Annotated in this window: 3 protein-coding genes; all 3 read left to right on the top strand. The window is 57.2% G+C overall.

Features of this window, described 5'->3' with window-relative positions; translation table 11 throughout:
* Window positions 1-368: 368 nt before the first annotated feature.
* The 3 genes from ACTHNE_RS05745 (at window position 369) to ACTHNE_RS05755 (ending at window position 5,292) form a co-directional block, all read left to right on the top strand.
* Window positions 369-1,871: a hypothetical protein gene (locus ACTHNE_RS05745; protein ID WP_324942535.1), complete on the top strand. Its 1,503-nt coding sequence runs from the start codon at window positions 369-371 to the stop codon at window positions 1,869-1,871.
* A gap of 874 nt (window positions 1,872-2,745) precedes the next feature.
* Window positions 2,746-3,318 (top strand): hypothetical protein, encoded by a 573-nt coding sequence (locus tag ACTHNE_RS05750; protein WP_440268743.1) that lies wholly within the window; start codon window positions 2,746-2,748, stop codon window positions 3,316-3,318.
* A gap of 621 nt (window positions 3,319-3,939) precedes the next feature.
* Complete coding sequence (locus ACTHNE_RS05755; protein WP_440268744.1) at window positions 3,940-5,292, top strand: hypothetical protein; 1,353 nt, start codon at window positions 3,940-3,942, stop codon at window positions 5,290-5,292.
* Window positions 5,293-5,596: the final 304 nt, after the last annotated feature.

Below are 5,596 nucleotides of genomic sequence, written 5' to 3' on the forward strand. Positions count from 1 at the left end.
CCGAAAGGTTGAGCAGGTTGGGTTAGCGCAGCGAAACCCAACGATTTCCCTCCGAATACGTTGGGTTACGCTCCGCTAACCCAACCTACCAAAGCCACAGCACAGTTGCGCCAGCAACGATTTGATGCGCGGCACCACGACCGCCACTCACGAAAGTCATGTCGCCCAGGTCGTGGATAAACGGTTAAAATCCCGTAGTTCCGGCCGGGCGCACGCATCATCCCCGTTTGGACGGCTTCCGGCGATCGTCAAAAACGCCCCGGAATGCCGGCATTCGACGCGCTCCCACGCTCATGCATAGCGCACGTCGCGCGCGCATGGCGACTGCGGCCGGCCCTTGCCCCCGAACTATCCGAGGACCACAGGTTTTGAACACAGCGAACAATACGGCAGCACGACGCAACCCTGGCGTAAGCGGCATGAGCCTGTATGTACCCCAGCCGCGTGTTTCCCTGCGCGACTGGTGCGAGTGGACCGGCAATTCCTGGGACAAAGTCCAGGCCGTGGTGGGCCGCAGCTTCCGCCGTCCCGCCCCGTATGAAGATGCATACACCATGGCGGCCACCGCCGTGCTGCGGCTGATCCGCAACTACAACGTCGACCCGCGCAACGTCGGCCAGCTGGCTCTCGGCACCGAAAGCAGCAAGGACAACTCCGCTGGCGCCGTGATCGTGCGCGGCATGGTGGATCGCGAACTGGAGCGCCTGGGGTTGCCGCGCCTTTCGCGCCAGCTGGAAGTGCCCGAATTCAAGCACGCCTGCCTCGGCGGCGTGTATGCGCTCAAGAGCGCGCTGCGCTACGTGGCCTTCGACGGCAACGGCAAGCAGGCCATCGTGGTATGCAGCGACATCGCCGAATACGAGCGCGGTTCCAGCGGCGAGCAGACGCAAGGCGCCGGCGCCGTGGCTATGCTGGTGGAAGCCGAACCGAAACTGTTCGAAGTGGACCTGGCCCATGCGGGCAGCGCATCGGACTACCGCGGCCCGGATTTCCGCAAGCCGTTCGCGCGCCATTTCGACCAGGAATACGGCCAGCGCAGCAAGCGCGCGCACGATTTCCCGATCTTCAGCGGCAAATACTCCACCTTCGCCTACCTGGACGAAGTCGGCCAGGCCACGGATGCGATGATCGAACGCCTGGGCGTGGCCGATCTGGAATTTCTCAACCAGGCGGACGGCCTGTTCTTCCATCGTCCGTACCACATGATGCCGCTGCAGGCGCTGGCCTTTATCTACGCGCGTGCACTGGCGCGTGCGCCGCAGCCCAACGACGAATTTGCCGCCTTGTGCGAACAAGCTGGCGTGTCGCCGGAAGGCGTGATCGAAGAATGCCGCCGCCAGCCCGATCTGTTTGGCGAATTCCTGCGCAACGGCAGCCACGCCGAAGCGCCGCAGGATGCCCATCCGCTTACCACCAAGCTATCCGGCTTGGTGCGCAAGAGCCCCGCGTTCCAGCAATTGCTGGCCACGCGCGTGAACCTGGGCACCGACTGGGCGATGGAACTGGGCAACCTCTACACCGCCGCATTGCCTGCATGGATTGCCGCCGGCTTCGAGCAGGCACTGGAAAACAACAACGACTGGACCGGTGCCAAGCTCTATGCCATCGGCTACGGCAGCGGCGACGCCGCCGAAGCCATTCCGCTACGCGTGGCAGCAGGCTGGCGCGAAGCCGCAGCAAAAATCGGTTTCCGCAAGGCGTTGGCCGCATCCGCCGATCTCACGCGCGAACAGTACGAAGCATTGCACGACGGCCATCACATCGAACTGGACGTACCGCCGCGCGATCAATTCGTCATTGCGCGCACTGGTACCACGTACGAGGCGGCGTTCCAGGATCTGGGCATCGATTATTACGAGTTTGTGGGCTGAAATACGCCGCCCTCGCTCCTCGCTTGCTGCGGGGAGCGAAAGGGCCATCATACCCTGGGACCCCCATTTCTCCTCGCCGTCATTCCCGCGAAAACGGGAATCCATTTTGCTCTGATGCATCCCGAAAATGGGCTCCCGCTTTCGCGGAGGCCCAGCGACTCGCCGTTCGTCAAAGTCACCAGGCTCCGGCCTTCGCCGGGGCGAAGAGTCGATGGCGTTGAAATGCAGGCAAATATTTAGCCAGCGAAGCGATTTTCTTGACGCAAATCGACCAGAACACAAATTTGTTCTTCCCTGCCCCGAATGTTGATCAAGATCACAAAAAAAACGGGGACAGATTTAACTAAAGAAAACCATATATCTTTTTCATCTGCCTTTTATTGAATATTCTGAAAAATACAGGCAAAGACTTTCCTTCGAAGTGGAAGTCATTATCAACGACAGTCTATTTATTGGCTTGAGTGTTGATGCCAATAACGCCTCATAAGTAAAGACTCCGCCAAGCACTCACCTTTGCCCTGCCCGCCTTACCGTTGGCGGGCTTGCTCCGCCGCTGTCGCGTATTTATGTGCCTCTATCTTCGCTAAGGATGGCGTCATGTCACCTCTCAAAACCGTCTTGCTTTTCCAGGCAGCACCAGGGCAATCGACATGGCCGCGCACCTGCATGCTCGCCTCTTCTTCTTGGCTTGACCATGCCAGCTCACCTTTTCACTGGCCTATTTTCAGAAATAAGGATCTGGGAACACACCAGAAATAGAAAAAAAGCAGTCATCATATCTCTCCCACTTGCGTTATCGCTGTTGCGTTAGCCGCATCGCACGACGCAACAAGCTTTTTTCTGAGCGATGCTCTTGTGACAAGGAGAACGCTACATGAAGCTTTCCGCTTTGAGATACCCACGTTTGCAACACTTCTTTCGCTCCGGGGTCTCGTTAGGACTAGCAATCGGCATCGCCATGCTCACTGCTCTTCCGTCAGCGCCCAGCCAAGCGCAAGGCCTTGTCATCATTACCTGCACCGGCACTGAAAATTCACAGTACTTGCCTGGCATTACCTACAGCCCGCAGGATGTCACATTCACCGAATCCGAGACGGATGCCTGCGTCGACACTGCTGATCCGACGCTCACCGGTGGCTCTAAAACAAGTTCTGCGACAGAGGATGGCATGAGCTGCACCGGTATTGCGTCCGTTGAACCCTACTGGGCGACATATCATTGGAACAACGGAAAGACCAGTATGATTTACGTCACTCAGATGGAAGTGATCAAACTCGTTAACGGGGAGACAGAAGTCGAACTCACGGGTGACGTCGAAGCGGGCGTCGGCGCAGGTGAATACTTTACTGAAACCGCCACCACGGGAAATCTAGATCTCGGCGCCTGCAGCTCATCGCAAGGGCTTCGTTCCAACGCTGGCGTTGCCACGATTACTATCACGCCCTGATCTAATCGCCCCGAACAGGGTGGAGCCAGACTTCCTTATCCGAGAGAGACAATCATGTGGCAATCAGTAGCAAAGTCTTCGCTTCTTTCCATTTTTTTCTTTGGCGTCATGCCATTTCCGACATCAAGCAACGCCCTTTCGCTAGAAAGATGGCAAAGAGCTGGAGAAGCTGTAGATCAGAGAGCTTATTGGGAGAGACATCTTGGAAAAGCTGCCGCAAATAGGATTATGGCAGCAGACAGGTATGTATCAATCGAACGACCGCTTACGACTGAACAGGAAAAGAGGGCCGCGGAGCTCCAGAAAGCATATGACACGGCAACGCCTGAACAACAGCAAGTTGTATTCCACGCTGCAATAATGAACGCCCTCTAGTGAATCCGGAAATAGGGGCTAGATTGAGGTTTCACACTAGGACACGATGCGTTCAAGGCTAGGTGGAAGCCAAGACCCGCCGCTTCACCGGAACTCGCCCAACCCATCGCCCTTCGCGCCGTAAGTGAACCTGCACGCTCATATCGCCGCTTTCCTTGGCCGCTTAATGCTCTGCAGGAAAACTGCTTAACTGCTTTACGTTGCATCGAATGTGTGCACGCATTCACTCCGCACGGAGTGAACGGAGTGGTTTCGCTTAAATTTTTCATCACGCTTGTATTGCGACGTCGGAAACACCCCGGCAAACATCTTTCAATCTACCTTGATTACGAGGAAACGATCATGCACTCCATGACGAACCGCTCGCATCACCTCTTGTTCCTTGCCATCGGCGCCATCGTGCTGATCGGCTTTGGCCGACCCAATGTGGCGCACGCCTCCTGGTCCAGCGAAGGGCATGCGGCGGGAGCCCAATGTGGATCAAGTGGCGTCAATGACAATGCTGTCGTGGTGGGCAATTGCACGCCTGCCAATGCAACCGGCCCACTGATCGCCTGGGTGGCACCCAATGGCGTAGAAGAACTATTGGCCCCCCTGGCATCCGGGCAATCGTGCTCGGCGGCTGGCGTGACCGATGGCAATGTCGTCATCGGCAGTTGCCTGGATGCCAACAACGCGTCCTTTGCGGTGACCTGGCCGGTCAGCAGTCCCAACTCAATCACGGTCTTGCAATCGCTTCCTGGCTTGCTGGGCCTTGGTGCTGACGTATCCACCGGGGCTACCAGCTTCGACCAAAATGGCGTCATCGGCGGCGAAAGCGTCAGCGCCACAGGCAATAGCACCGCCGTGATATGGCTAAACGGCAGCAGCACGGCGGTAGCCGTGTCCAACCGCAACGATAACTGCGGTATCGCCGACATCAACAATAGCAACGTCAATGGCGCACCCAGCGTTGCGCTGGACTGCCCCAATGCTTCCGGCACGACGACGGCCTATATCGCGCAAGTCACAGGAGGGCTGTTGGGCACGGGTTTGCTGGGTGCTTATGCCAAGACGCCTCTGCCCGTTCCGTCCGGCAGCAGCAACTGTGTGGTGGTCGCCGTCAACGACAACGTACAGGCATTGGGCACCTGCTATTTTCCGGGCGGCTCGCCGCAGGCAGCGTTCTGGCCCAGCGTCAGCAGTGCGCCCATTCTGCTAAGCGGAGGCGGTTTGCCGGACGGCACGCGCACGGCCGGCGCCTTTCTCAACAACAATGATGATGTGGTCGTGCAATACCAGGACACCAGCGGCAAAACGCAGTCAGCCTTCTGGGACACCAACGCCGCCTTGCTCTATTTGATACTTCCTGTATCGGGCGGAACGCGCACTGCAGCAACGGGACTGGCTGACAACGGCACCGTCATTCTGAATAGCGAAGATGGCAATCAGCAGGTTCAAGGCACCAAATGGACCGTTGGCAGCGGGACTGTAGCTTATGGTGATTACGGTGGTGGCCTGGAAAGCGTAACAACCAGCATATCGCAGAGTGGGAACTATACGGCCGGTGACGGCGAGGGCAGCGCGGAGAACGAGAACGCGCTGGTTACTTCCAACTGATCGGCGTCAGAGAAAAACATTGGGTCAAAACGGAGGCCAGAGTGCAGCAAAAGCCACAAGGAAACGTGCAAAGTCACTCGTATCTGACTCGACTCGGCTTTGGTCTGAGTTTCGATATCCCACAACGCACTGCTGCATCGTAAGGAAACCGCCATGAAAAAATACAACACGTCAATGATTGTCTTTTTTGTTTCATCCGCGCTTTGCTGTTCAGCACAGGCGCATCCTATAGGAAATGGCAATCATCATGCCCCCGTCCCCACTTCACACGAAAATCATAATGGCGGCAACTTTAACGGAAATG

It is taken from the genome of Dyella sp. (assembly GCF_051954575.1).
Classification (GTDB): Bacteria; Pseudomonadota; Gammaproteobacteria; order Xanthomonadales; family Rhodanobacteraceae; genus Dyella_B.